Source organism: Gracilibacillus sp. Marseille-QA3620 (genome assembly GCF_054950035.1).
The window spans coordinates 3,393,208-3,417,190 of the sequence record NZ_CM143102.1 but is presented as its reverse complement, the minus strand read 5'-3'; the positions used below and the strand labels follow the sequence as shown (position 1 = coordinate 3,417,190).

21 protein-coding genes and 1 other annotated feature are annotated in these 23,983 nt (G+C 42.8%); of the genes, 16 read left to right on the top strand and 5 right to left on the bottom strand.

The genetic code is table 11. The features are described from left to right. Positions 1-237: 237 nt before the first annotated feature. Positions 238-3,228 (bottom strand): transglycosylase domain-containing protein, encoded by a 2,991-nt coding sequence (locus ACY8DX_RS17140; RefSeq protein ID WP_462405669.1) that lies wholly within the window; start codon positions 3,226-3,228, stop codon positions 238-240. Positions 3,229-3,381: 153 nt separating this feature from the next. After that, positions 3,382-3,623: a binding site (T-box leader), on the top strand. 120 nt (positions 3,624-3,743) lie between these two features. Between ACY8DX_RS17140 and tyrS the strand changes: the two genes are divergently transcribed. Continuing rightward, positions 3,744-5,006, top strand: a complete 1,263-nt coding sequence (gene tyrS / locus ACY8DX_RS17135) for a tyrosine--tRNA ligase (RefSeq protein WP_049669854.1) — start codon at positions 3,744-3,746, stop codon at positions 5,004-5,006. A 100-nt stretch (positions 5,007-5,106) separates the two neighbouring features. Here the strand turns inward: tyrS and rpsD are convergent, their stop codons facing one another. Further along, positions 5,107-5,709, bottom strand: a complete 603-nt coding sequence (gene rpsD, locus ACY8DX_RS17130) for a 30S ribosomal protein S4 (RefSeq protein ID WP_049669855.1) — start codon at positions 5,707-5,709, stop codon at positions 5,107-5,109. Between the two features lie 654 nt (positions 5,710-6,363). After that, positions 6,364-6,849 carry a GAF domain-containing protein gene (locus ACY8DX_RS17125; RefSeq protein WP_462406968.1) on the bottom strand — a complete coding sequence of 162 codons (486 nt, stop codon included), beginning with the start codon at positions 6,847-6,849 and terminating at the stop codon, positions 6,364-6,366. A 160-nt stretch (positions 6,850-7,009) separates the two neighbouring features. Between ACY8DX_RS17125 and refZ the strand changes: the two genes are divergently transcribed. Continuing rightward, entirely contained in the window at positions 7,010-7,654 is a 645-nt protein-coding gene (refZ, locus tag ACY8DX_RS17120; RefSeq protein WP_439802249.1) for a forespore capture DNA-binding protein RefZ, read from the top strand. Here the strand turns inward: refZ and hisJ are convergent. Then, positions 7,644-8,465 (bottom strand): histidinol-phosphatase HisJ, encoded by an 822-nt coding sequence (hisJ, locus tag ACY8DX_RS17115; protein WP_462405668.1) that lies wholly within the window; start codon positions 8,463-8,465, stop codon positions 7,644-7,646. The genes refZ and hisJ overlap by 11 nt on opposite strands. A 191-nt stretch (positions 8,466-8,656) precedes the next feature. On the opposite strand from hisJ, the gene ezrA reads away from it, so the two are divergent. The 5 genes from ezrA (at position 8,657) to mbcS (ending at position 14,886) form a co-directional block, all read left to right on the top strand. Continuing rightward, the gene (ezrA, locus tag ACY8DX_RS17110; RefSeq protein WP_439802251.1) at positions 8,657-10,357 is read left to right on the top strand and encodes a septation ring formation regulator EzrA; all 1,701 of its coding nucleotides are present in this window, start codon (positions 8,657-8,659) and stop codon (positions 10,355-10,357) included. A 149-nt stretch (positions 10,358-10,506) separates the two neighbouring features. Further along, positions 10,507-11,652 (top strand): cysteine desulfurase family protein, encoded by a 1,146-nt coding sequence (locus ACY8DX_RS17105; protein WP_462405667.1) that lies wholly within the window; start codon positions 10,507-10,509, stop codon positions 11,650-11,652. Then, positions 11,652-12,860 carry a tRNA uracil 4-sulfurtransferase ThiI gene (gene thiI, locus ACY8DX_RS17100; RefSeq protein WP_462406967.1) on the top strand — a complete coding sequence of 403 codons (1,209 nt, stop codon included), beginning with the start codon at positions 11,652-11,654 and terminating at the stop codon, positions 12,858-12,860. The genes ACY8DX_RS17105 and thiI overlap by 1 nt, the downstream gene beginning before the upstream one ends. An 88-nt stretch (positions 12,861-12,948) precedes the next feature. Next, positions 12,949-13,149 (top strand): alpha/beta-type small acid-soluble spore protein, encoded by a 201-nt coding sequence (locus tag ACY8DX_RS17095; RefSeq protein WP_049669862.1) that lies wholly within the window; start codon positions 12,949-12,951, stop codon positions 13,147-13,149. Positions 13,150-13,305: 156 nt separating this feature from the next. After that, positions 13,306-14,886 (top strand): acyl-CoA synthetase MbcS, encoded by a 1,581-nt coding sequence (gene mbcS / locus ACY8DX_RS17090; RefSeq protein WP_462405666.1) that lies wholly within the window; start codon positions 13,306-13,308, stop codon positions 14,884-14,886. A gap of 221 nt (positions 14,887-15,107) precedes the next feature. On the opposite strand, the gene ACY8DX_RS17085 is transcribed toward mbcS, so the two are convergent. Then, positions 15,108-15,908 carry an NAD kinase gene (locus ACY8DX_RS17085; protein WP_049669864.1) on the bottom strand — a complete coding sequence of 267 codons (801 nt, stop codon included), beginning with the start codon at positions 15,906-15,908 and terminating at the stop codon, positions 15,108-15,110. A 130-nt stretch (positions 15,909-16,038) separates the two neighbouring features. On the opposite strand from ACY8DX_RS17085, the gene sppA reads away from it, so the two are divergent. The 9 genes from sppA to ACY8DX_RS17040 all read left to right on the top strand — a co-directional run bounded on the left by sppA (position 16,039) and on the right by ACY8DX_RS17040 (position 23,971). Beyond that, positions 16,039-17,031 (top strand): signal peptide peptidase SppA, encoded by a 993-nt coding sequence (gene sppA / locus ACY8DX_RS17080; protein WP_462405665.1) that lies wholly within the window; start codon positions 16,039-16,041, stop codon positions 17,029-17,031. A 12-nt stretch (positions 17,032-17,043) separates the two neighbouring features. After that, a complete protein-coding gene (locus ACY8DX_RS17075) occupies positions 17,044-17,544 on the top strand; it encodes an RDD family protein (RefSeq protein ID WP_082197010.1) in 501 nt (166 codons plus the stop codon). A gap of 99 nt (positions 17,545-17,643) precedes the next feature. Further along, on the top strand, positions 17,644-18,300 hold the full coding sequence (locus ACY8DX_RS17070; protein ID WP_462405664.1) for a DUF2953 domain-containing protein: 657 nt from the start codon (positions 17,644-17,646) through the stop codon (positions 18,298-18,300). Positions 18,301-18,314: 14 nt separating this feature from the next. After that, positions 18,315-18,746, top strand: coding sequence for a GerW family sporulation protein (gene ytfJ / locus ACY8DX_RS17065; RefSeq protein ID WP_049669867.1), 432 nt, complete (start codon positions 18,315-18,317; stop codon positions 18,744-18,746). 141 nt (positions 18,747-18,887) lie between these two features. Next, positions 18,888-19,388, top strand: a complete 501-nt coding sequence (tpx, locus tag ACY8DX_RS17060) for a thiol peroxidase (protein WP_462405663.1) — start codon at positions 18,888-18,890, stop codon at positions 19,386-19,388. A 215-nt stretch (positions 19,389-19,603) separates the two neighbouring features. Continuing rightward, a complete protein-coding gene (locus tag ACY8DX_RS17055; protein ID WP_462405662.1) occupies positions 19,604-20,590 on the top strand; it encodes a class I SAM-dependent methyltransferase in 987 nt (328 codons plus the stop codon). 194 nt (positions 20,591-20,784) lie between these two features. Beyond that, a complete protein-coding gene (locus ACY8DX_RS17050; protein WP_049669870.1) occupies positions 20,785-21,972 on the top strand; it encodes an acetate kinase in 1,188 nt (395 codons plus the stop codon). A 731-nt stretch (positions 21,973-22,703) separates the two neighbouring features. After that, positions 22,704-23,123: a nucleoside 2-deoxyribosyltransferase gene (locus ACY8DX_RS17045; RefSeq protein ID WP_462405661.1), complete on the top strand. Its 420-nt coding sequence runs from the start codon at positions 22,704-22,706 to the stop codon at positions 23,121-23,123. A gap of 440 nt (positions 23,124-23,563) precedes the next feature. Next, the gene (locus tag ACY8DX_RS17040) at positions 23,564-23,971 is read left to right on the top strand and encodes a CPBP family intramembrane glutamic endopeptidase (protein ID WP_462406966.1); all 408 of its coding nucleotides are present in this window, start codon (positions 23,564-23,566) and stop codon (positions 23,969-23,971) included. Positions 23,972-23,983: the final 12 nt, after the last annotated feature.

Sequence of the window (23,983 nt, the reverse complement as noted above, 5' to 3'; positions counted from 1 at the left end):
AAAACTTTTAGATAGAAAATTGAGTCACATTTAATTGAACGGCGAAAAGGCCGGAGGAGTTATCTTGCGCATAGACAATAAATCAATCGTATTTGGTTGATGTTCTTTTAATATCATCAAACTCGTATAGTCGTTGAATTGGGACGGCGGCATGGCAGGCAATTAAAATAAAAAAGCTGACCCGAATATCCGTATAAGTTACGGAGCTTGGGTCAGCTTTTTACTTTTTAGAGATGCTTAAGCTGCTTCATCTTCTTTAGGTTCTGCAGATGCTGGCTCTGCAGCTTCAGCAGGTTCGTCAGCTTCTGCCGGCTTATCATCAGCTGGTTTATCATCAGCCGGTTTATCATCGGCTGGTTTATCTGCTGCTTCATCGTCATTTGTTTGTTCAGCTGGCTTAGGCTTTACATTTGGTTTGTTTTCTTCTTTTTTCTTATTGTCTTCCTTCTCTTCTTTTTTACTGTCTTCTTTCTTATTGTCTTCTTTCTTCTCATCCGCTTTCTTTTCAGTCTTAAATTCTATCTTATTGGACGGTTTTGAGACATTGCCGGCAATATCAACGGCAACAACATAGTAGCTTCCTGTTCCGCTCGATGTGAAGCTTCTACTGTCGTCTGCCTTGATGGCTGCGACCTTTTTGCCGTTTTGATAGACATAGTAGCCAATGACATCATTCTCGCCTGTCGTGCTCCAGCTGAGGGACTTGCCGTTTGCTGTAACAGCTGGGGCTCCTGGCGCTTTTCCATTATCGTTTAATGTAGCACCGCCGACGACCAGGTTTTTGAACGAATCTCCCTTCGGCATGATGGACGATTTATCTATTACATATTGTCCGCCAATACTGTTAAAGAAGTCCGCGCTTACCGCGATACCTTTTTCGGTGAACTCAGAAGGTGTTCCTTTATGGGCGAGATATTTCTTGCCGTTAATGAACACATAGCTTTCACTTGATGTTGGCATATTGCCGCCTCCTTTAGGGAGATGGCTTGCGTTAAAGTAATCGGATACGGTCAGCTGGGCGTTTGAACAGGCAGCTGAAGCCAATGTTCCCGTCAGCATACAGTAAGATCTCTTCACTATACCGCCAGGCATTTGATGCTGGCTTGATGGAGCTATCAGCTTCGGATTAACATCATAAGCTGAGTTAATCAGTTGGGCCCATAAGCTCTGGTTCCGCTGGGAATAGCTCATCCCGCCCGTTTCGACTGATCCGTTTGAGTCATAGCCCATCCAGACGCCGAAGGTCACATTTGGGTTAGTAGCCACAAACCAGGCATCACGGAAGCTTTGGCTCGTTCCGGTTTTACCGGCCCAGTCACTATAGAATTTCAGCTTGTTATTGATTCCGGCTGCTGTCCCAGATTTTAGGACATCCCGCATCATGTCTAGTGTCAGATAGGCCGTTTGAGGACTGAATACTTTCTTTGCCTTTGACTTATGCTCGAAGATGATATTTCCATCGTTATCTTCGATTTTCTCAATCATATACGCGTCTACGAATTCGCCGCCGTTGGCGAATGTGGCAAATGCATTGGTGTTTTCCTCAACTGTGACTCCTCTTTCAAGGGCTCCAAGGGAAGTTGATAGATTAGTATAATCAGCTTCAATCAATGAACTGAAGCCCATTTTTTTCAGGTATTCTGCCGGTCGGCGATTCAATATTTCCTTATATTGCAGCACGGCCGGAATATTGTAGGACCTTTTCAAGGCTTCCCTTGCTGTCGTCAGCCCTGTAATCCCGCCGCCAGCATAGTTCCCAGGTTTATAGCCATTGATGTTTATCGGCGCATTAATCAATGTCTTGGCAGGGTAGGAGACCCCATACTCGATGGCTGGCGCATACACCAATAATGGCTTCATTGTTGATCCGTTGGAGCGGACCGCCGCAGTCGCATGGTTCAGCTGCTCTCGCTCGAAATCACGTCCTCCGACAAAGCTTAGAATTTTGCCGGTTGAGTTCTCAATCAGAATGGCTCCTGTGTCAATCGGTTCATTGACGATTACAGTTTCCCCTGTTTCGGGGTCTGTTTTTTCCGCAGGGCGGGTTCCTTGATAATAGGAGAAATTCTTCGTGACTTTTTGCATATTGTCGTACATTTTTTTATCAATGGTTGTATGGATTTTATATCCGTTTTGCCTGATTGTTTGGTCAGCAAGATTGTAGTATTGCTGATAAAGGTCATCGTCTTCCTTTAAATCCTTTGCCTTGTATCCGTCTTTCTTGGCGAGAATAGGCATCATGATTTCAATGGCTCGTTTCTCTACCTCATACGTTAAGTAAGGATAGCGCTCTGTGGAGGAAGGCTGTCTTTTCGCTAAATGAGCCTTTACATCATATTTTAGCGCCTCATCATATTCCTTTTTCGTAATATCCCCATTATTGTACATCCGTTTCAGCACGGTTTTCATTCGGTTGAGTCCCGGGCTTATATCCTCCTTCACTTCCCCATATTGAGTGAAGGGTGTGTAGGAATAAGGGTTTTGTGGCAATCCTGCAATGAAGGCAGCCTGCGGCAGTGATAAATCTTTCGCATTAACGCCGAAAATCCCTTGTGCCGCAGTTTGAACTCCGGCAATATTTCGGCCGGATGAGTTGCGGCCAAATGGAGAGATATTCAAATAGGATTCGAGTATTTCATCCTTTTCTAGAAATTTCTCAAGGCGCATCGCCAATAAGATTTCCTTCGCTTTCCTGTCGAATGAAACCTCGTTTGTGAGGATTTGCTGCTTAATTAGCTGCTGGGTTAACGTGCTTCCTCCAGTCTGGACGGCTGAGCCAGTCACTTCTTGGAAGACAGCGCGCATTAAAGCCTTTGGTACGACACCATCATGCTTATAGAAATAGGCATCCTCTGTGGCAATCAAGGCTTTCTTCACGTGTTCAGATACATTCTCAAGCTTTACTTCCTGGCGCTCAAGGTCTGTGCGCAGCTTTCCTAAATACACATTATCAGAGAAATAGATCTCCGATGTTTCCTCGTAATTTAGCAAACTATTTTTTAATTGTTTTTCGCTGCGTACAGGCTCATCCTTTACAATGGAGGCAAAATAGCCTGCACCGACCCCACCGGCAAAAAATATGCCAATGATGGTGACGATTATAAATATAAGAACATAATTCCAGACGACTTGATATGTGATGCTTGCTTTCCGCTTGACCGTTGGCTTCGTTGCATATGAGTAGAGGGATTGGGCCCCTTTTTTAAGTTTGTTGAATATTTCTTCCAATTTTTCACACTCCTCTAAGAAATCATGTACATTATAGCATATCGTTGGAAAATCGTATAAAAGATTCTATTATTACCTGAAAGATGTCTAAAATGGGTTTGACAAGGGCAGGATAAATATGATAAAAATTTCATATCATCTATTCATTTAAAAAGCGATGCAATGACAGGAATCCAGTAGTTAATCCGTCCCTGTTTTAGAGAGCCGGTGGTTTGGTGTGAACCGGCACAAACGGTTTAATGAATTACCTCCTGTAGCAGCATTCGTGAAGGCTTTGCCCCCGAGGGCAGGCTGTGTAGCGTATGCCGGTTCCTTACCGTTATAAGGAATTAAGCGGCGGGAAAATGTGATTTATCCCGCAAGTTGGGTGGTACCGCGATTTATTCGTCCCTTCATATTTGTGAAGGGGCTTTTTTGTGTTCAATTTGCTGCACATAGTCGAAAAATGATTCATGCGGGCACATAAGAAAATGAAGAACTATGTTTAGCGTTTTTAACTAATAGGAGGAATGACAATGGATTTACTTCAGGATTTGCAATGGAGAGGCATTATTTATCAACAAACAGATGAAGAAGGCTTAAAGGAACAACTACAGAAGGAAGCAACATCTTTGTATTGTGGTGTTGACCCTACTGCAGATAGCATGCATATTGGTCACTTGCTGCCGTTCTTGACACTGCGCCGCTTCCAACAGGCTGGCCATAAGCCGATTATTCTTGTCGGCGGTGCAACCGGCATGATCGGTGACCCGAGCGGTAAAACGCAGGAGCGTCAATTGCAAACGGTTGAAGCTATTCAGCACAATGTTAAATGTCTGCAAAAGCAATTAGAGCGTATCTTTGATTTTGAAGGAGAAAACGGTGCAGTTATGACCAATAACTTTGACTGGATCGGCTCTCTTGATATGATTACCTTCCTGCGCGATTACGGGAAGCATATCGGAATCAACTATATGCTTGCAAAGGATACGATTGCTTCAAGATTAGATACAGGTATTTCTTTCACAGAATTTACGTACACCATTCTACAGGCCATTGACTTTAAGCATTTATATGAGAAGTATAATTGCAAAATTCAGCTTGGCGGGAGCGACCAATGGGGAAATATCACAACTGGATTAGACTTAATCCGCAAAACCCAAGGTGAGGGAGCGAAAGCATACGGCTTAACGATTCCGCTTGTTACGAAGTCTGATGGTACGAAATTCGGTAAAACAGAAGGCGGCGCTGTTTGGCTTGATGCAGAGAAAACAACTCCTTATGAGTTTTACCAGTTCTGGATTAACACAGCGGACCAGGATGTTGTGAACTACTTGAAGATCTTTACCTTCCTATCAAAAGAAGAAATTGAAGCGCTTGAAGCATCTGTTGAAACAGAGCCTCATTTGCGTAAAGCTCAAAAAGCATTAGCGGAAGAAATGACCCGCCTTGTACATGGGCAGGATGCGCTTGATAAAGCTATCAACATCACACAGGCATTATTCAGCGGAAATGTAAAAGAGCTAAGTGCGAATGATATTAAGCAAGGTTTCAAGGATGTGCCATCCTATGTACCGGCAGCTGACGAGGAGCTGACATTAGTCGAGCTGCTTGTTAATGCGAAAATCTCTCCATCTAAACGCCAAGCGCGTGAGGATATTACAAATGGAGCCATCAGCATTAATGGCGATAAAGTAACAGATCTTTCTTATGTAGTGTCTGCTGATGACCGGATTGAAGACCAATTCACCGTCATCCGCCGCGGTAAGAAGAAGTACACATTAATTAAATTTGCTTAATGTACAGATAAACCCAGAAGCTTAAATCAGCTCCTGGGTTTTTATGTTCAGTCTAACAAAAAAACCATCCCAAAAGGGATGGTTTTTCGTAACGGGCAGATTAACGAGAGTAGAACTCAACGATAAGTGCTTCGTTAATTTCAGCTGGAAGCTCAGAACGCTCTGGTAAACGAGTGAATGTTCCTTCAAGCTTGTCAGCATCGAATGTTAAGAAATCAGGTACGAAGTTGTTTACTTCGATTGCTTCTTTGATAACATCAAGGTTGCGAGATTTTTCGCGAACGCCGATTGTTTGGCCAGCAGTCAAACGGTAAGATGGGATGTCAACGCGACGTCCATCAACTAGGATATGACCGTGGTTTACAAGTTGGCGAGCAGCACGACGAGTACGTGCTAAACCTAAACGGTAAACAACGTTGTCAAGGCGAGATTCAAGAAGAACCATGAAGTTCTCACCGTGTTTACCTTGAAGTTTGCCAGCTCTATCAAAGATAGTGCGGAATTGGCGTTCGTTCACACCGTACATGTGACGAAGTTTTTGTTTTTCTTGCAATTGCAAACCGTATTCGGAAAGCTTTTTGCGTTGGTTAGGACCGTGTTGTCCTGGAGCGTAAGGACGCTTTTCTAGTTCTTTACCAGTACCGCTTAGGGAAATTCCTAAACGACGGGACAGTTTCCAAGATGGACCTGTATAACGAGCCATAAGTAGACTCCTCCTTGATTGTTTTTATTTTTGTAAAATAAAAACCGATGTTTACATACATTACTGCCATTTCATTTTCATGCACCTTCGCCCTAGCAGCAGCGGGTTACGAGATGCACCTCAATGACTTGAGGAATGAAATGAACGAATAAAGACGTGAACATAAGCTGCGATATTTTACACAAGGAGTATTGTATAATTTATTCATAGGGAAGTCAAGGTATTATCTTGTTATTGGAAAATGCGAACAACTAATGACGGATTATTTAGGTCGATTGTCATAGAACAAGAAGATCATGTATTTCATTAGAAAAACAGTTGAAATAGGATTAATAACTAAAAAGGACCATGCCGGCTTAAAGATAAAGGCAGACGTGGAATACGGATTGGCGTTTAGCAATTGCTTTCATGGGAAGGCTGGGACATAATTATTTCAGCCAATGATAACCCCGAATGATTTGATGATAGATTATCGTCAAATCATTCGGGTCTTTATTTGTTGTTTTCCGTGTAATAGTTAATTGTGGCTTTTTATTATTCATGACTAGTGGAAGGGAGAGAACCTATTTCCAACTGTTATTGAATAGGGAGAATAATTTACAATCATTCGTTTTTGAGGTTCATTTATTTAGTTATGTCCCAACCCCTTCTTTTTTAGAGGCTGGATTCAAGGATTGAAACGAAATGACTTAGACCTGTTTCATCTTCTTCATCAAAGCGTTCAAGATTAGGGCTGTCAATGTCAAGGACGCCGATTAAGCGGCCATCCTTCACGATTGGAAGAACAATTTCTGATTGACTGGCAGCATCGCAGGCGATATGTCCCGGGAAATCATGAACATTCGCTATGCGCAAGATTCTGCGTTCTGATGCCGCAGTGCCGCAAACGCCTCTGCCAAGAGGAATGCGAATGCAGGCCGGGAGCCCTTGGAATGGACCGAGAACCAGCATATCGCTTTCTTCCTCGTATAGGTAGAAGCCAACCCAGTTAACATCATTTAGAAACACATTTAAGAGGGCACTGGCATTGCTGAGGTTTGCCACGATATTAGGCTCCCCGGTAATTAACGCCTGTAATTGTTTGCCGACTAATTGATATTGCTCAGCTTTTGTACCGGTGTATTGTTCGACTTGAAACATCATATTTCTCCTTTCCTCCCTATATAGGGTATTGAAATCTATGCCAATCCTGTCTGTTTCATTCTTTTTGTCGAGAACTTATTGAAGGATATAGCCTCCTCAAAACAGAAGTAGTCCATAAGAGAGAATAACCTTTGTTTAGAAGGAGGGGAGTTTACGAATGGACAAGAATACTAAGACGAAAGATTCCATTATAGAAGCTGCTATCTACTTATTTTACATGAAAGGTTACTCTGCTACATCTATTCGAGATATTGCCAGGCGTGCAGGAAGCAATTCTGCTAATATTTCGTACCATTTTCAGCATAAGCAAGGCTTGCTGGAACATTGCTTTACGGACTTCTTTGAGGGGTATCTCACCGGCCTGGAGCAAATCGCGGAGCAATTGCCGCAGGTTGGTGCGAGGGAATGCCTCCTGCAGTATGCGAGCTTCTGTCTTCATTATTACCGTGAGAATTTCCTGCTTACAAGGCTGGTGCTGCGTGAGATCTCAGTCGACACAAGCTTGAACCGTGAAGTATACATGACCTATCTCTCGAAGGAAAAATTTCTCCTCAAGATGATTTTAGAGGAGGGGAGAAAAAGGAATGAGCTTCGTCCAATCTCCATCCCAATGTTTGTCACGAAACTAAAGGCCATGCTGAATGAGCCCTTTATCCATTCCCAATATTTCATGGAGGTATGGCATATATTCCCGAATGAGCCGCATTTCACGAAGGCGTATTTCACAGAAATCGAAACATTTCTGCATGAATGTCTGTTTCATACGATATACCGTGCGCCGATTGAGCTGGCTAAGGCTTGATGAAGGAATCACGAATACCCGGGTCAAGAGCATCCAGACCGCGCCCTAAATCAGACGGGTGATGCGAGTCAGAGCCGTATACGAGCGGGATGCCCATACTAGCTGCTTCCTCGAGGATGGCTGCAGGCGGATAAATATCTTCGCATAAAGGCTTGAACAGGCCGGCTGTGTTAACGTCGAGCTGGTAGCCCTTCTGTTTAATCAAGGGCAGAAGATCAAGCATCTGCCTAGTAGAATCATAACTGCTAGGATATTTTTTTTGGAATTTAGAAACAAGGGAAAGATGGCCAATCCGTTTTGGTTTGAACGGTCCGAGGTCGCTCATGATTGCTTTCTTCAATGTGCGGTAATAGGCATCATAGACAGCTTCGGTTGTGCCAAACCGGCTGATTATGCGCTCGAACTCTGAATCGCTGTAATCAAGGCAGAACCATTCATCCTCTAGCTGCAAGAAATGGACAGACAGAATGGAATCGGCCAGATTCGGTCCAATCGTGCTTAATAAATGTTTGGTTTCTTCCTCTTGCCCTTCAATATAATCAATTTCTAATCCAATCTTTATTTCAATCTTCTCCCCATAAGTCTTCTGATAGCCCTTCAAATCTGTTAGATAAGAACCGAGCTTGCTGATGTCCATTGAGCTGTCCTTAGTAGGAGCAGGATCGGAGAAGTGTTCAGGCAGCGGAGCATGCTCCGTAAAGGTAATCCCGCGGTATCCTAATTGGATTGCACGTTCGATATAGGCGTTGATTTTTTCACTTGTCCCATGGGGGCAGTAATGTGTATGTACATGACCATCATAAATATCCATGATTCTCCTCCTTTTCGACAAATTTTATTTGTTTCGAGAGTTTTTGGCAAAAGATAAGTCGTTTAGGATAACTTTTTGCAGAAAATATCGCTTTTTATGGTTAAAAAAAGCCTGTGCCATGTTATCATTAAATCATTGATATGAACTTATATACATAAATATTTGTCTCGTGTTGAATAGGAGGCTTCTTTATGAAGTATGTGATAGGGGGACTAGCGCTAATCTTTGTTGCCTTTATCGTCGGGATATTGGTAAGAAAGAAGCACTATAAGGAAATTGACAGACTTGCAGATAAGAAAATAGACATCATGAACAGGCCGATTGCTGAGGAATTGGCTCGTGTGAAGAGTCTGAACATGACCGGTCAAACAGAGCGGCTGTTTGAACGCTGGCGGCAGGATTGGGATACAATCCAGACCGAGCGGCTGGCAGAGGTGGAGAGTTTGCTCTTTGACGCGGAAGAATACACGGATAAATACCAGTTTAAGAAATCAGTGGCTGTCCAGCATGAGATTGATCGAATTTTGGACGAGACCGAGATTACGCTGGCCGCGATTCTCCATGAGTTGAATGATTTAATAGGCAGTGAAGAACAGAATAAGAAGCTCGTTGAGGAGCTTTTAATGTCCTATCGGGATGCGAAGAAGCATTTGCTCGCACACCGCCATACATTTGGGGATGCCGCTGAGCGTCTCGAACAGCAATTTGATGAATTAGCCGTTGAATTCCAGATGTTTAATACACAGACAGAATCAGGCGATTATTTAGAGGCGAGGGAGCAGGTGCTCTCCATAGAAGCCAAACTGATTGCCATTCAAGAGAAGATGGAAAAGATTCCGGATCTCCTGGCGAATTGCCAAATACATATTCCAAGCCTGCTGCATGAGCTGAAGACGGGATATACAGAAATGTGTTCACAGGGCTATCCGCTCAGCCATATTTATTTTGATACTGAGCTCGAGAAGATGGAGCAGCAGCTGGCGGAGGCCAAATCCCTCTTAAAGGAAACAAAAGCAGATGAAGCGACAGAGGAAGTTGAGAAGCTGAATGAAACGATCCAGTCCTTCTACGATCTTCTTGAGAAGGAGGTAATGGCCCGTCAGTATGTTCTATCTGTCAAGAATATGTACCAGCAGAAGCTCGACCAATCCATTGATCGTCTTGAGCAATTAGATGATGAAACCGAAGTGGTCAAACAGATCTACCAAATGCCGGAAAAGGAGCTCGAGGTCCGCACGAATATTGAAAAGACGTTAATCAATATTAAAGCGAAATGGGAGCTCTTGAAGGACAGGCTTGCTGAGGAAAAAACGGCCTACACGGTGTTAAAGGAAGATATAGTTGAGCTTGAGGCGAAGCTTGATGCATTAGAAAAGGCTCAGAAAGAATATGAAGAGAAGCTGAATGCCCTTCGCAAGGATGAACTTGAATCAAGGGAGACGATTCGCAAGCTTCAAAAGAATATGACAGAATCACTGCGGATGGTTCAAGAAAGCAACTTGCCAGGCATGCCGACCTCCTATGAACTGATGGTTGTCCAAGCAAAGGAGAGTCTTGCCGACGTGAAAGCGAAGCTGGATGAAAAGCCGCTGAATATGAATGCCGTCATGCATTATCTTGATATTGCGAGCGTCGCTGTCAGCCGGGTTCGCGAAGCGACTGAGCATTTGACGGAGCAGGTGCATCTTGCTGAGAAGGTAATCCAATACGGAAATCGGTATAGAAGACAATACCCATCCGTTGCAGCAGCCTTAAGTGATGCAGAGAACAAATTCCGTAATTATCAATATGAGGATGCGCTTGAGCAGGCAGCCACTGCGATTGAGCAAGTGGAACCGGGCTCATTGAAGAAAATCCAAGATTTACTGGAACAAGATCATAGTGCTAATTAGACCAGTCCACTTTGACCATGGACTGGTCTTTCCTTTGGATAGCGGTTCTTAAAGGTGAGAAAATAACGCTAAGTTGAAATCTGCAGCTTTATAAACCGGGAAGTTTATGCTACATTTTCTAATTGATAGGCTAGGGAAGGAGAAATCCAATGATTTATTTGGACAACAGTGCAACGACACAACCATATCCAGCCGTGCTGGATTCATTTATGAAGGTTTCAACTGGCTTTTGGGGAAATCCTTCCTCGCTCCATGGGTTTGGAGGAAAGGCCGAACAATTGCTTGCGAAGGCACGTGAACAAGCCGCAAATATGCTGGGGGTGAATCCAGCAGAGATTATTTTTACCTCTGGAGGTTCAGAGAGCAATAATCTCGCTATTAAGGGGGCGGCCCTGCAATACAAAGGCCGGGGAAAGCATATTATCACATCCTCTATTGAACATCCCTCCGTGCTTAATCCGACAGAGCAGCTGAAGGATTTAGGGTATGAGATTACCTATCTGCCGGTGGATGAAGTTGGACGTGTATGTGTGAATCAATTAAAGGAAGCGATACGGGAAGAGACGATTCTCGTTTCGATTATGCATATCAATAATGAGATAGGATCTATCCAGCCAATCGAAGAAATAGGGGAGCTGCTGAAGCAGTATCCAAAGATTCTCTTCCATGTAGATGGCGTACAGGGCTATAGCAAGGTGAATCTTTCCTTGAGCCGTTCCCATGTAGATCTGTATTCATTATCAGGTCATAAGATACATGGATTGAAGGGAACGGGCCTTCTGTACAAACGGGAGGGAATTAAGCTATCTCCTCTCATTGCCGGCGGAAACCAGGAGGCGGGATTCAGGAGCGGGACAGAAAGTGTGGCCGGAGCCGTATCATTAGCTAAGGCGATGCGTCTTGTGACGGAGCACAGTATGAAAAGTCTTGAAAGGATGAAGGGGCTGCAAGCCTATACGATGAGCCGGCTGGCAGAAGTAGATGGCGTTGTCATCAATACGCCTCAGAACGGGGCCGCACCGCATATTATTAATTTTTCAATTCCAGGCTTAAAGTCAGAGGCATTTGTGCATACGCTTGAGGATGAGGAGATTTATGTTTCTACGACAAGTGCCTGCTCCTCAAAGAAAAAAACAATGAGTCATACATTGCTTCAAATGGGCAAGAGCGAGAAGATCGCCAGCAGCTCAATCCGAATCAGCCTTCATTTTGATTTGGAGAAAAAAGATATCGATCAGGCCGTTTCCGCAGTGGACAAGGCCATTCAAATGTTAAGTGAGGTTAGTAAAAAATGATTAAATTTGACCATATTGTCGTGCGTTACGGGGAGATAACCTTAAAGAAACGAAACCGTAAAAGCTTTATCACCCAACTGAAGAAAAATGTGAAAAATGCCTTGATGGATTATCCGAATGTGCGGATTGAAGCGCAGCATGAGCGCATGTATATTCATTTAAACGGTGCGGGCCATGAAGAGGTGATTGACCGTTTGAAAAAAGTATATGGTATTTCCTCTTTAAGTCCAGCCCTGAAAGTGGAAAAGGAAATTCCGGCCATTCAGGAATCGGCACTCTTCTATATCAACAACCTTTCAAGAGATATTGAGACATTCAAGATTGATGCAAAACGGGCTGACAAGACATTTCCTTATTCAACCTATGACCTGAATGGGCTTGTTGGCGGATATTGCCTCCAGCATAAGGAAGGCTTGAAGGTAGATGTGCATAATCCGGATCTGAAGCTCCGTGTTGAGGTACGTAAGGATGCTGCCTATATTACGGGTGAGAAGATTGCTGCTGCAGGCGGTTTGCCAATCGGGAGCAGCGGTTCTGCGATGCTTATGCTAAGCGGCGGCATTGACAGTCCTGTTGCAGGATTCTTAACGATGAAGCGAGGCGTGGAGATTGAATGCGTCCACTTCTACAGCCCACCGTTCACGAGTGAACGCTCTAAACAGAAGGTCATTGATTTGGCGGAGAAATTAGCAGAAGTGAATGGGCGGATGGTGCTGCATATCGTTCCATTTACCGAAATCCAAAAGCTCATCCAAAAGCAAATCCCGGATAATTATACGATGACAACAACACGCCGGCTTATGCTGCGTGTCACTGATGCGATTCGGGAACAGCGCAAAGCCCTCGCTATCGTTACCGGAGAGAGCCTAGGTCAGGTGGCCAGCCAGACGATGGAGAGTATGTTTACAATTAACGAAGTGACGAATACACCTATTCTTCGTCCTCTATTAGCCATGGACAAAACGGAAATCATTGAGATTGCCGAGCGAATTGGCACGCATGACATCTCCATCCGTCCGTTTGAGGATTGTTGTACCGTCTTCACGCCGGCCAATCCTAAGACAAAGCCTAGAAGAGAGAAGGTTAATCATTACGAATCCTTCACGGATTTTGAACCATACATCCAAGAAGCTGTAGAAAAAACAGAGACCATTATCTTCAGCAATAAGGAGAAGAAGAAGGAAGGAACAACGGACGAGCTGTTCTAAATCGAATTTGTGAACAATTACCATATTAGGTTTCGCATATCGGCATGTGTTTTGACACACTCTATACTCACAAGGAGGTGAAAAACACATGTCAAACAACTCAAACAACCTTTTGGTACCAGGAGTAGAACAAGCTCTTGATCAAATGAAATACGAAATCGCTTCTGAGTTCGGAGTACAACTTGGAGGAGAAACAACTTCTCGCGCTAACGGTTCCGTTGGTGGAGAAATCACAAAACGCCTTGTCCAAATGGCAGAGCAACAATTGGGTGGAGGTTACTCCCGATAATTTCATACAATTGGCTACAGAAAGCGGACCTATGGTCCGCTTTCTTCTTGTTTCGGGGAGTAGACAAGAATAAAATCCAATATAAATAATAAAAATATTCCAAAAATCATGTATAATAGCTATGGTTACCATAAATTGTTAAAGGGAGTGGGGAGTTTGACTGAGAACCTGATTGCACCTGAGCAATACAATTTAGTGGATGAGATTGAGAAGTATGCAAAATATGAACGTAGAAAAGCGCTTATTTGGAGAAATGAAAGCGGTTTAACAGAAGAGGTGACGTACAAGGAGCTTATGAGGACAGTTAATAAAACAGCAAATGTCTTCCTCAGTGAAGGGCTCAAGGCAGGCGATAAGATGCTGATCATGGTACCGAGGCTTATAGAGGCGTATACGGTTTATTTAGCGGCATTAAAGATTGGGCTGGTGGTCATACCATGTTCAGAAATGCTTCGCATAAAGGATTTACAATATCGAATTGACCATTCGGAAGCAAAAGCTGTGCTGGTACATAAACCATTTGTGGATACCTTTAAAGGCTTATCATCCAAAGAAACATTACATAAATTTATCATCAATGGCCAAGAAGAGGGATGGATCGAGCTTGACGACAAAATCAAGCATGCGGATAGCCTTCTAAAGACAGCTAAGACAAAGCGGGAGGATATGGCCTTTCTATCCTATACATCCGGTACCACTGGGCAGCCAAAAGGTGTTGTTCATACACACGGGTGGGCTTATGCCCATTTACGGACGGCAGCGAGCAATTGGCTCGCGATTGAAGAAGAGGATGTTGTTTGGGCAACGGCGGGGCCAGGCTGGCAGAAATGGATTTGGAGTCCGTTCCTGTCTGTGCTAGGTTCAGGAGCTACGGGTTTTGTTTATAACGGGAAATTTGAGCCTAAGAAATATCTTCAGCTGCTTGATGACTACTCCATTAATGTCCTATGCTGTACACCGACAGAATATCGATTGATGGCCAAGGTCGATCATTTATCAGATTATAAGCTGCAGCACCTTCATAGTGCTGTCTCAGCAGGCGAGCCGCTGAACCGGGAAGTCATTGATACATTTCGGACTCATTTTGGTGTGACCGTCCGGGATGGCTATGGACAAACAGAGAATACGCTCTTGGTCGGTGTAACGAAAGGGATGGATGTTAAACCAGGCTCAATGGGCAAGCCGACACCTGGGAATAAGGTCGAGGTAATTGATGAAGAGGGCAGCCCATGTGCAGTTGGCGTAACAGGCGATATTGCCGTGCATATAGAAACACCAGCTCTTTTTAAGGAATATTATAAGGACCCTGAAAGAACATCGATGCAATTCAGAGGAGATTATTATATAACAGGCGATAAAGCAAAAAAAGACGAGGACGGATACTTTTGGTTTGAAGGGCGCAGAGATGATATTATCATCAGTTCAGGCTATACAATCGGCCCGTTTGAGGTGGAGGATGCGCTCGTGAAACATCCGCATGTAAAGGAATGTGCGGTTGTAGCGAGTCCTGATGAAGAGAGGGGACAAATCGTCAAAGCTTTTGTCGTATTGCGGGAAGATGCCCCGGAGCCTTCCGATGAGCTGATTAAAGAACTGCAGAACCACGTGAAGGCAATGACCGCACCGTACAAATATCCACGTAAAATCTCTTTTGTGGAGGACCTTCCAAAAACGATCTCAGGAAAGATTATGAGGGTCGAATTAAGGAAGCTGGAAGTAGAAAACCAGAAGGCATAGACATAAAAGAAGCTGATCTTTGGCCCGCTTTCGAGTGGACTTAGGTCAGCTTTGTTCGTTTGGATATGGTAAGCGGAGGAGCAGTCTTCTCATAATAGTGATTGAAAAAGCTCCTGTTATCTCAATATCGACATAAAATCTGGATACTGTTGCATTGCATAAAAACACTATGCGCCAAATAAAAAACAGGTGAAAAGATGTTTTTCACCTGTTTCATTCGTTTATAGGAATGTCCGCTGAACCTTTTCCCAAAAGGAGTTGTCGCGCAGCTTGACGGTTTTAATCGTGCGGCCGCTAAGGCGGAAGTCCAATTGTTCGATATGCTGGATACTCATGGCCTCATTGTCCATTCCAATGACCGGATAATCATCACCCGTTTTAGAAAGACGGAGTGTAAGTACGCGGTCGCTTCCGAGAATGAAGGAGGAGCCTAATGTCCGGTAATGGTTATTATTCATGGATGCGATTTCGCTTACCTGCATACAATGCAATGTTGGGTCAACGACAGCTCCGTTAAGGGATTTATTGTAGGCGGTCGAACCGGTAGGGGTTGCAATAACCATCCCATCCCCGCGGAATGTCTCAAACGGCTGACCATCAATATCAACTTCGATGACAAAAGTTTTGATCAAGGAGGAGCGGAAGGAGCATTCATTCAAGCAATCGAAGCTGTACTCATTGTCAATGGTCACTTCAATGGTCGGGTACTTTCTAACCTCAATGACAGATCTGGTGACAGCGTCAACCATCTTTTCTGTATCATCAATATAAAAATCACAGTACATATTTAATTTTTTGTTAAGGGATATCCCTGCATAGAGGCAATCCTCCCGGAAATCCGTCTTGCGGACGGCTTGCAGGAATGTGCCGTCATCACCGATGCTGACAATGATATTTGCTTCCGCAGGGTTCTCAACAGTTTTGAACCCGTATTTATCTGTGTTTGCTTTAATGGTCTCAATTCTTTCGAGAATATCCTTGTCTTTCTTGTGATAGAAATAGATATTTTTACGGTTGTCCATTTAGCGAAACCTCCTTAATAGGCAGTACATGCTGAATTCTTAGCAAATTCAAGTTTGCCCAACATCGACATGTTATAATAATTTTATCAGGAAAATAAGAAGATTCAAACTTTGACAGGGGGAATAATGTGTGAACAAAAAAAGATGGCTTAGCTTAGGGATTGCAGCAGTTATTTTCTTCGCATCAATCTTAATGAATTCGATTTCCTTGCTGGCTTCTTCAGATGACAAAGTTATGTCCGAATTCTTCGAAGCGGAAGAAGAAGTCATTGAGGATGGAGATTATGAGCAGAAAATTGTCGTCCTGGATATCGATGGAACGATTGCTGATACAGGTGAGGAGTCCTCACTCCTATCCACGGGCGGATATAATCATCAGGCATTGCTTAAACATTTAGATACCGTTGCTGAGGATGATACAATCGGCGGGCTTGTACTTGAAGTGAATTCACCTGGAGGCGGTGTCCATGAGAGTGCGGAAATCCACCGGAAGATTCAGGCGGTCAAAAAAGCTGGAAAGCCAGTGTATGTAGCCATGGGCTCAATGGCTGCTTCAGGCGGGTATTATGTCTCAACGCCAGCAGATAAGATTTATGCAAGTCCAGAGACATTAACGGGGTCACTGGGTGTTATCATGCAAAGCTATAATTTTGAAGGCCTTGCCGAAAAATACGGGATTGATTTTGTTACGATTAAGAGCGGGAAATTCAAGGATATGGGAAACTCCTTCCGTGATATGACCGATGAGGAAAAGAAAATTCTCCAATCTTTAGTGGATAACTCCTATAATCAATTCGTGAAGGTAATTGCAGAGGGAAGAGGCATGTCTGAAGAGGAGGTCCGTAAAGTGGCGGATGGCCGGATCTATGACGGCCGTCAGGCGAAGGATTTGAATCTTATTGATGAGCTTGGCTATATCGATGATGCTATTGCCGGCATGAAGAAAAATGAAGACCTGAAGGGTGCAGCTGTTGTAAAGCTGACAGATACAATTGGGTTTGGCTCCATGCTGAATTTAAAGCTCACTCAATGGGTTGGAGGTAATAATGAGGCAGGTATCATTAAAAGCATCATGACCGAAAATCAATCTCCGCAAATGATGTACCTATATTCTGGAGAGTAAGGAGGCACGGGAATGACGGATATTCATGAGAACAGCTTGAACGAGCAAGATACACATATACAGGCGGCCGAGGATTTCTCCCCAGAAGGGAAGGGGCTGACCCGTGCCGGTTTTTGGATGAGGTTTTGGGCGTACATAATTGATTTTCTGATTGTAGGGAGCATCAGCCGGCTTTTTATCAAGCCGATTTTCCGGCTGCTCGATATTCCCATTGACAGCAGCGGAATTTTATCGCCGTATACGGTGGTTGATTCAATTGTCTTTTTCGGATATTTTTTCATTATGACGTTTATTTTTGCCCAAACATTAGGGAAAATGGTGATGGGACTGCATGTTACTTCGCTGACTCAAGATAAGCTGGATTGGAAGACGGTATTGTTCAGGGAATGGATAGGAAGATATATTTCAGCCTTCTTCCTGCTTGGTTATATTGTCGTAGCCTTTAACCCGCGCAAACAAGGCTTCCATGATATGTTCAGCGATACAGTAGTCGTCCTTGATAAAGAGCGCTAGAAAACAACTATCAAAAACCTGCCTGTTGATAAAACAGGCAGGTTTATTTTTTAGGCGGACTGTCCATACTGATTGGTTGATAAGTCAGGGGGGTTTGGTTTGGTCATTCTATCTATTTGCTTACTTGTATTGTTCATAGTGCTGATCTGTTTCATCCTATCGACTGTTACCTTGTCTTTTCGATATGAAAAAACGATTCATAAAAATGAGCTTGAAATCAAGGTACAGATGTGGTGGGGAATGCTTCATTATGGGAAAAACATAAAGCTGGGAGAACCGATGGCAAACGAAAAGAAGGCTGAATCTGAAGAAGGACAGGAGGAGGAGCAGCCGCTTGATGAGATGGACGGGTCCTTCCATGCGCTCGCTAAATTATTATCTGATTTGAAAGAGTACAGGGCCGCGACAAAGGAGGTAACGACTGATATTCGATTGACCAATCTGGAGATCTCCCTGTCCTATGGAACGGGAAATGCACCGACAACGGCGATGGCAACGGGCATATTATGGGGGATCGTTGGTACAGGCATTTCAATCATTGGTCGTTATTTTCAACTGGAGGTTGTTCCGAAAACCGAGGTCGTTCCTTATTTCATGATGAAAAAACCGCTTGAGCTCTATGTTGGATGCATAGGAAAGATCAGAATGGCAAACGCTATAAGGGCAATATGGAAATTAGCTCGATTTATGCAAAGCAAGAAGCAGCTGCATAAGACTGGCGGAAAAAGCCATAAGGGCAAAAATCAAATGGCCTAACAGGAGGTTATCATATGTCTAATCATCCAATTGGCGGATTAATGAATTCGGCGATGGAAAACTTAAGAAGCATGGTAGATGTCAATACTATTATTGGCGATCCTGTCGAAACTCCGGACGGAAGTGTCATTATGACTGTATCGAAGGTGGCATTCGGGTATGCGGCAGGCGGCAGTGATTATCAAATCAGCGGCCCTTCAGGAGAGGATCAAAGACATCCATTTGGCGGCGGAAGTGCTGGCGGTGTCTATATTACCCCAATTGCTTTCTTGATTGTCAGCTCTCAAGGAATTAAAATGCTGCATCTAGATGAAAATACCCATCTAATCGAAAAATTGATGGAAGCTACTCCTGTTGCTGTTGATAAGGTTAGCTCCATGTTTTCGAAAAAGGGAAAAGGAATGCAGAATGATCAGCAAACATCTGGTATAGACAGCATGGATTAAGAGAACGAAAAAAGACCGCATCTTTTTAGGAGATGTGGTTTGTTTTTGTGAGAATAAAAATCGTAGCTTTTTACAAAGGGAAGATGAAACCCTATACTTAAAGAGGAATGAAAAAATTCAGACGATTGAGGAGGAATTAGTATGGCGAACGTGACGTTTAAAGGTAATCCGGTTACATTAGTAGGGACAGAAGTAAAAGTGGGTGACAAGGCACCAGATTTTACTGTGCTCGCAAATGATTTATCCCCAGTAACGCTGAAAAGCTCAGAAGGGAAAGTTAGAATTATCAGTGTCGTTCCTTCTCTCGACACAGGTGTATGTGATGCGCAAACCCGCAAATTCAATGAAGAAGCATCTAAACTAGATAATGTAGAAGTTATTACGGTCAGTGTTGACCTGCCATTTGCGCAAAAACGCTGGTGTGCGGCAGCTGGTCTTGAGAATGTCGTAACGGTATCCGATCATAAGGATTTATCCTTTGGAGAGGCATATGGCGTATATATTAAAGAGTTACGTTTGCTTGCGCGCTCTGTATTTGTCGTAGACAGTCAAAATACAGTTACATACGTAGAATATGTACCTGAAAGCACTGACCATCCGAATTATGAAGCGGCAATAGAAGCAGCAAAAGCAGCTAAATAAGCAGCTTAAGTGTCCTAATTCAGCATGAACAAGAGGAATCCAGGAAGGTTCACATTTGAACCGATATGCCTGGATTCTTTTTTTTTGAGTTGCAGCTGTTATAGCACATTCATTCAATAGAGGTTTATTCAAGTCAGAAAAGGTGATACTTGTTCTTTATAGGCTGTAATACTACAATGAGGAAAGAACTAGAGGACAAAGTTGGAGGAAATGTTATGAATACAACAAATGTTGAACAAATATATGAGGTAATTACAAGTACTGCGAAGGTTATCCAAGAGGAATTAGGCGGTACAGAATTAGAAGCAATTGCTGAAACAGGAGAGAACCTCTTCCAAGGCGATGTGCTGCAGGATGAACTTAGTGAGATTGCCGTCAAGAAATTGAAGAAGGCATATCAAGAAGTCCATCTTGATCAATACAGCAAGGAAGATATCCGAAAAGGATGGCAACTAGCCATTTTGAAAGCGATGCGCACACATGTACAACCGAATCATCAAATGACACCTGATGCAATCGGATTTATGTTCGCCTATCTGCTGGAGAAATTCACCGCCAAACAGGAATCGCTGTCAGTCCTAGACCCGGCAGTTGGTACAGGTAATCTTCTCTTTTCAGTCATGAATGCTTTAAGCGGCAAGGAATTGAACGCGACAGGCATTGAGGTAGATGAAACATTGGTGAAGCTCGCCTATTCAGGTGCGAACCTGCTCGGAATGCCTGTCCATTTCTTGCACCAGGACAGCCTGCAGCCATTATTCATTGATCCTGCAGATGCCGTCATATGTGATCTGCCAGTAGGCTACTACCCGGATAACGAGCGTGCGAAGGACTTCAAGGTAAGAGCGAAGGATTCCATGTCCTATGCACATCACCTATTCATTGAGCAGAGCTTTACCTATTCCAAGGCTGGGGGCTATTTATTCTTCCTTGTACCAAATGATCTGTTCAATACAGCTGAAGCGCCTGCTCTGAATCAATTCATCCATGATCACGGTTATATCCAAGGACTTATCCAATTACCAGAGAGCATGTTTAAAACCAAGCAGTCTGCCAAGAGCATCCTTATTCTGCAAAAGGCTGGTGAAGGAGTGAAAGCACCAAAGCAAGTCCTTCTCGTCAATATGCCGAAATTATCCGATAAACCTGCGACAGCTGCCATGCTGACGAAGATTGATAACTGGATTAAGGCAGAAAAATAAAAAAGAATCCACTCCTGTAAATGATGTATTTTTTAAAATCTGTTCGAATTATTTGAATAAAATAAATTCTTGTGTGAAACCGATAACATAAAAATAATTTTGTTGCTAGAATCGGGTTACAATGGTTTAATGAGATTTGAAAGTTGATTTTAAAATTATATCAGTATGCATAAATTATAGGAGCTGTGATTTAAATGTCTAAAATTATCGCAATCAATGCGGGTAGTTCCTCATTAAAGTTTCAGTTATTTGAAATGCCTGAGGAAAAAGTAATCACAAAGGGAATTGTAGAGAGAATCGGATTGGCTGATTCTATCTTCTCCATTACGGTAGATGGTGACAAGAAAACCATCGTAACGGACATTCCTGACCACTCTGTGGCTGTTAACCTTTTGTTGGAAAAATTAACAGAACACAAAATCATCAACTCACTTGATGAAATCGACGGAATCGGTCACCGTATTGTACACGGTGGTGAGCTCTTCACGGATTCTGCTGTTATCACGGATGAAGTACTTGCACAAATCGAGCAGCTTTCTGAGCTTGCTCCACTTCACAATCCAGCAAATGCGACTGGAATCAGAGCGTTCCGCGAAGTATTGCCAAACGTTCCTGCAGTTGCTGTGTTTGATACTGCATTCCACCAAACAATGCCTGAGTCTTCTTACCTTTACAGCTTGCCATACGACTATTACAAAGAATATGGCATCCGTAAATACGGCTTCCACGGCACATCTCATAAATATGTGTCAGAGCGTGCAGCAGAATTGCTTAAACGTCCGCTTGAGCAGCTTCGTTTGATCTCTTGCCACCTTGGTAATGGTGCAAGTATCACAGCAATCGAAGGCGGTAAATCCATCGATACAACAATGGGCTTCACTCCACTTGAAGGGTTAACAATGGGAACTCGTTCTGGAAGCTTAGACCCTGCGTTGATTCCATACTTGATGGAGAAAACAAACAGTTCGGCTGAAGAAGTACTTGAAATCCTTAACAAGAAGAGCGGTATGCTCGGCGTTTCCGGATTCTCAAGTGACTTGCGTGATATCGAGGATGAAGCAGAGAAAGGAAACGCTCGTGCTGAGCTTGCTCTGTCTAAATTCGCTGACGGTATCCACAAATACATCGGTTCTTATGCTGCAAAAATGAATGGTGTTGATGCTATCATCTTCACAGCAGGTATCGGTGAAAACAGTGCGGAAATCCGTGCACGTGTTCTTCACGGCCTGGAATTCATGGGCGTGTACTGGGATAAAGATGCGAACAACGTGAGAGGCGAAGAGAAATTCGTTAACCACCCATACTCTCCAGTAAAAGTTATCATCATCCCAACAGATGAAGAAGTCATGATTGCTCGTGACGTTGTGCGTTTAACAAAATAATTGATTACTATAAAGGACTGTGAATAATGCATTCACAGTCCTTTTTGTATATCAAGATGCCGATGTTTTGGATCTTAGCCCTTTATGGCTATATCCTTGCATATGTTCGTTCCTAGGAATCTATTATGGATAAAATGGATTGGATATAATGAAGGAGTAAAACGAACCGTAGGGTTAGAAGATGAGGGCTCAAAGTCTAGGCCTTTTTGTTACAAAAAAACAGGTGAGGTCAGAACTATGCAGCAGACAGCCTACTGAAAGAAGGTGAGCCAATGAACTTCAGGAAAATCCCTAGAGAGTGGGAAGGAGTTCATTGACTGGTCTTTCAGCTAAATAGAAGCGTTTCTGTGAAGAGTATGCTATTTGTCATAATGACTCCTCGGCTATATGATGAGAAATTCGACTTAGTGCAACAAATTAGAGAGGAGTTAGGGTTGGAATGTTTGGGCATAAAATAGCCCGGATTGGCGGGGCAAGAACTGGCAAAGATTCAGCTGCCTATTATCCAGGGGCTGTTATGGTCATGAGTGTTTCGCTTTTGGTGATGGGGTAAGAGAGTTCTCAGGAACTTTTTAATGTCATTTACTATGGGCTTCTGCCGTTTGGCTTAGTCGTTTTTGTTGTCATGCTATACAAAGGACAATTCTTAGAGGCATTTATTTCCTGTTGTGTGTTTACTTTAGTTGGTGCTTTAATTATGCAGGATAAATTTAAATAAGGAGGAAAATGAAATGAAACTATATCTAGCAAGTCCATTTTTTAATGAGCAAGAGCTTGAAGCTGTTCAAGCTGTTGAGGAAATTTTGAAAGAGAAAGGGATTGACTTCTGGAGTCCTAGATTGAATCAGCTTGACCAATTTAAGGCAGGTTCTCAAGCCTGGTCAATGGCTATCTATATGAATGATATTAAAGCTCTAGACTTCTGCGATGGGACTATCATGGTTTATCACGGAAACTACTCTGACTCAGGGACAGCTTTTGAGGCTGGCTATACAATTGCAAGAGGGAAGAAGTTGATTGTCGTTCATGTTGGGGATGATTCTAACTTAATGGTACACACTCCAGCTATTGCAAACTTGACTCTTGAAGAGCTGAAAGATTATGACTTCAAGAAGCTTGAGGCTATCGAGTATAAAGGGAAAATGTTTTAAGGAAGCTGTCTTTGACAGCTTTTTTATTTGGTTGCTTTCGTAAAGTTAGTTGGGATGCGAAAACAGCCACCTCCATAAAGAAAGTGGCTGTACTTGCTATTAAGCTAAAGCCCCTTTTACTTTAAGTACATTGTTTCACAAACTTAACTCACAAATTTCATTTTTCCGTTTGCCTAATAAAGAGTTCAACAGAATAAGGTATTATTCCTTCTTGGATTAATGCACCTGTTAACAAAGAATAGAGGATTTAAAATTATATATATAGAATTATTAATCTATAACAAAATCTTAAGCAGGAGGATTTCATATTGGAGATTCAAGTAATTAGTTTAATCCTAACTGTGTTATTTTTATTTATCTTCCCGAAAACTAGAGCCTTTTATATCAAATTGTTGGATTTTAGCGTATTAAAAAGATTAAATACATACGTAATTATTTTTATGGCTTTATTACTCATTTTTATTTCAAATTTATTTATTTTTAATAGGAGCTTATCTGCGACATTCGATTATCTCACTAATTCATATTCAAGAACGGGAACAATGATGTTAGATACATACGAGTTGGTTCTATTTATAATCAATTTGACACTTTTGCTGCCTATCTTTGAAGAATTGGTATTTAGAGCTCCCATCTCCATTTGGGCAAATAAACTTCCTAGTTACCTCATTACCTTATTCATTTCTTCCGTTTTATTTGGTTTTACCCATCCAGAATACCCTCTGTTTGGTTTTATATTAGGTATAGCGTTCGGCTTAGTATTCAGATTTACAAAATCTTTAATTCCAGCACTCCTAACGCATTTCTTATGGAATGTATTTACTTTATTCTATTATAATTACATTTAAGTACATACTATG

Bases quoted from the DNA above. Each gene is read 5' to 3' on its own strand.
- ACY8DX_RS17040 (WP_462406966.1), top strand. From the start codon at position 23,564: ATGGCTTTATTACTCATTTTTATTTCAAATTTATTTATTTTTAATAGG.
- ACY8DX_RS17125 (WP_462406968.1), bottom strand. From the start codon at position 6,849: ATGTTTCAAGTCGAACAATACACCGGTACAAAAGCTGAGCAATATCAA.
- ACY8DX_RS17105 (WP_462405667.1), top strand. From the start codon at position 10,507: ATGATTTATTTGGACAACAGTGCAACGACACAACCATATCCAGCCGTG.
- ytfJ (WP_049669867.1), top strand. From the start codon at position 18,315: ATGTCTAATCATCCAATTGGCGGATTAATGAATTCGGCGATGGAAAAC.
- ACY8DX_RS17045 (WP_462405661.1), top strand. From the start codon at position 22,704: ATGAAACTATATCTAGCAAGTCCATTTTTTAATGAGCAAGAGCTTGAA.
- ACY8DX_RS17055 (WP_462405662.1), top strand. From the start codon at position 19,604: ATGAATACAACAAATGTTGAACAAATATATGAGGTAATTACAAGTACT.
- ACY8DX_RS17050 (WP_049669870.1), top strand. From the start codon at position 20,785: ATGTCTAAAATTATCGCAATCAATGCGGGTAGTTCCTCATTAAAGTTT.
- refZ (WP_439802249.1), top strand. From the start codon at position 7,010: ATGGACAAGAATACTAAGACGAAAGATTCCATTATAGAAGCTGCTATC.
- hisJ (WP_462405668.1), bottom strand. From the start codon at position 8,465: ATGGATATTTATGATGGTCATGTACATACACATTACTGCCCCCATGGG.
- ACY8DX_RS17075 (WP_082197010.1), top strand. From the start codon at position 17,044: ATGACGGATATTCATGAGAACAGCTTGAACGAGCAAGATACACATATA.
- rpsD (WP_049669855.1), bottom strand. From the start codon at position 5,709: ATGGCTCGTTATACAGGTCCATCTTGGAAACTGTCCCGTCGTTTAGGA.
- tyrS (WP_049669854.1), top strand. From the start codon at position 3,744: ATGGATTTACTTCAGGATTTGCAATGGAGAGGCATTATTTATCAACAA.
- ACY8DX_RS17085 (WP_049669864.1), bottom strand. From the start codon at position 15,908: ATGGACAACCGTAAAAATATCTATTTCTATCACAAGAAAGACAAGGAT.
- tpx (WP_462405663.1), top strand. From the start codon at position 18,888: ATGGCGAACGTGACGTTTAAAGGTAATCCGGTTACATTAGTAGGGACA.
- ezrA (WP_439802251.1), top strand. From the start codon at position 8,657: ATGAAGTATGTGATAGGGGGACTAGCGCTAATCTTTGTTGCCTTTATC.
- ACY8DX_RS17095 (WP_049669862.1), top strand. From the start codon at position 12,949: ATGTCAAACAACTCAAACAACCTTTTGGTACCAGGAGTAGAACAAGCT.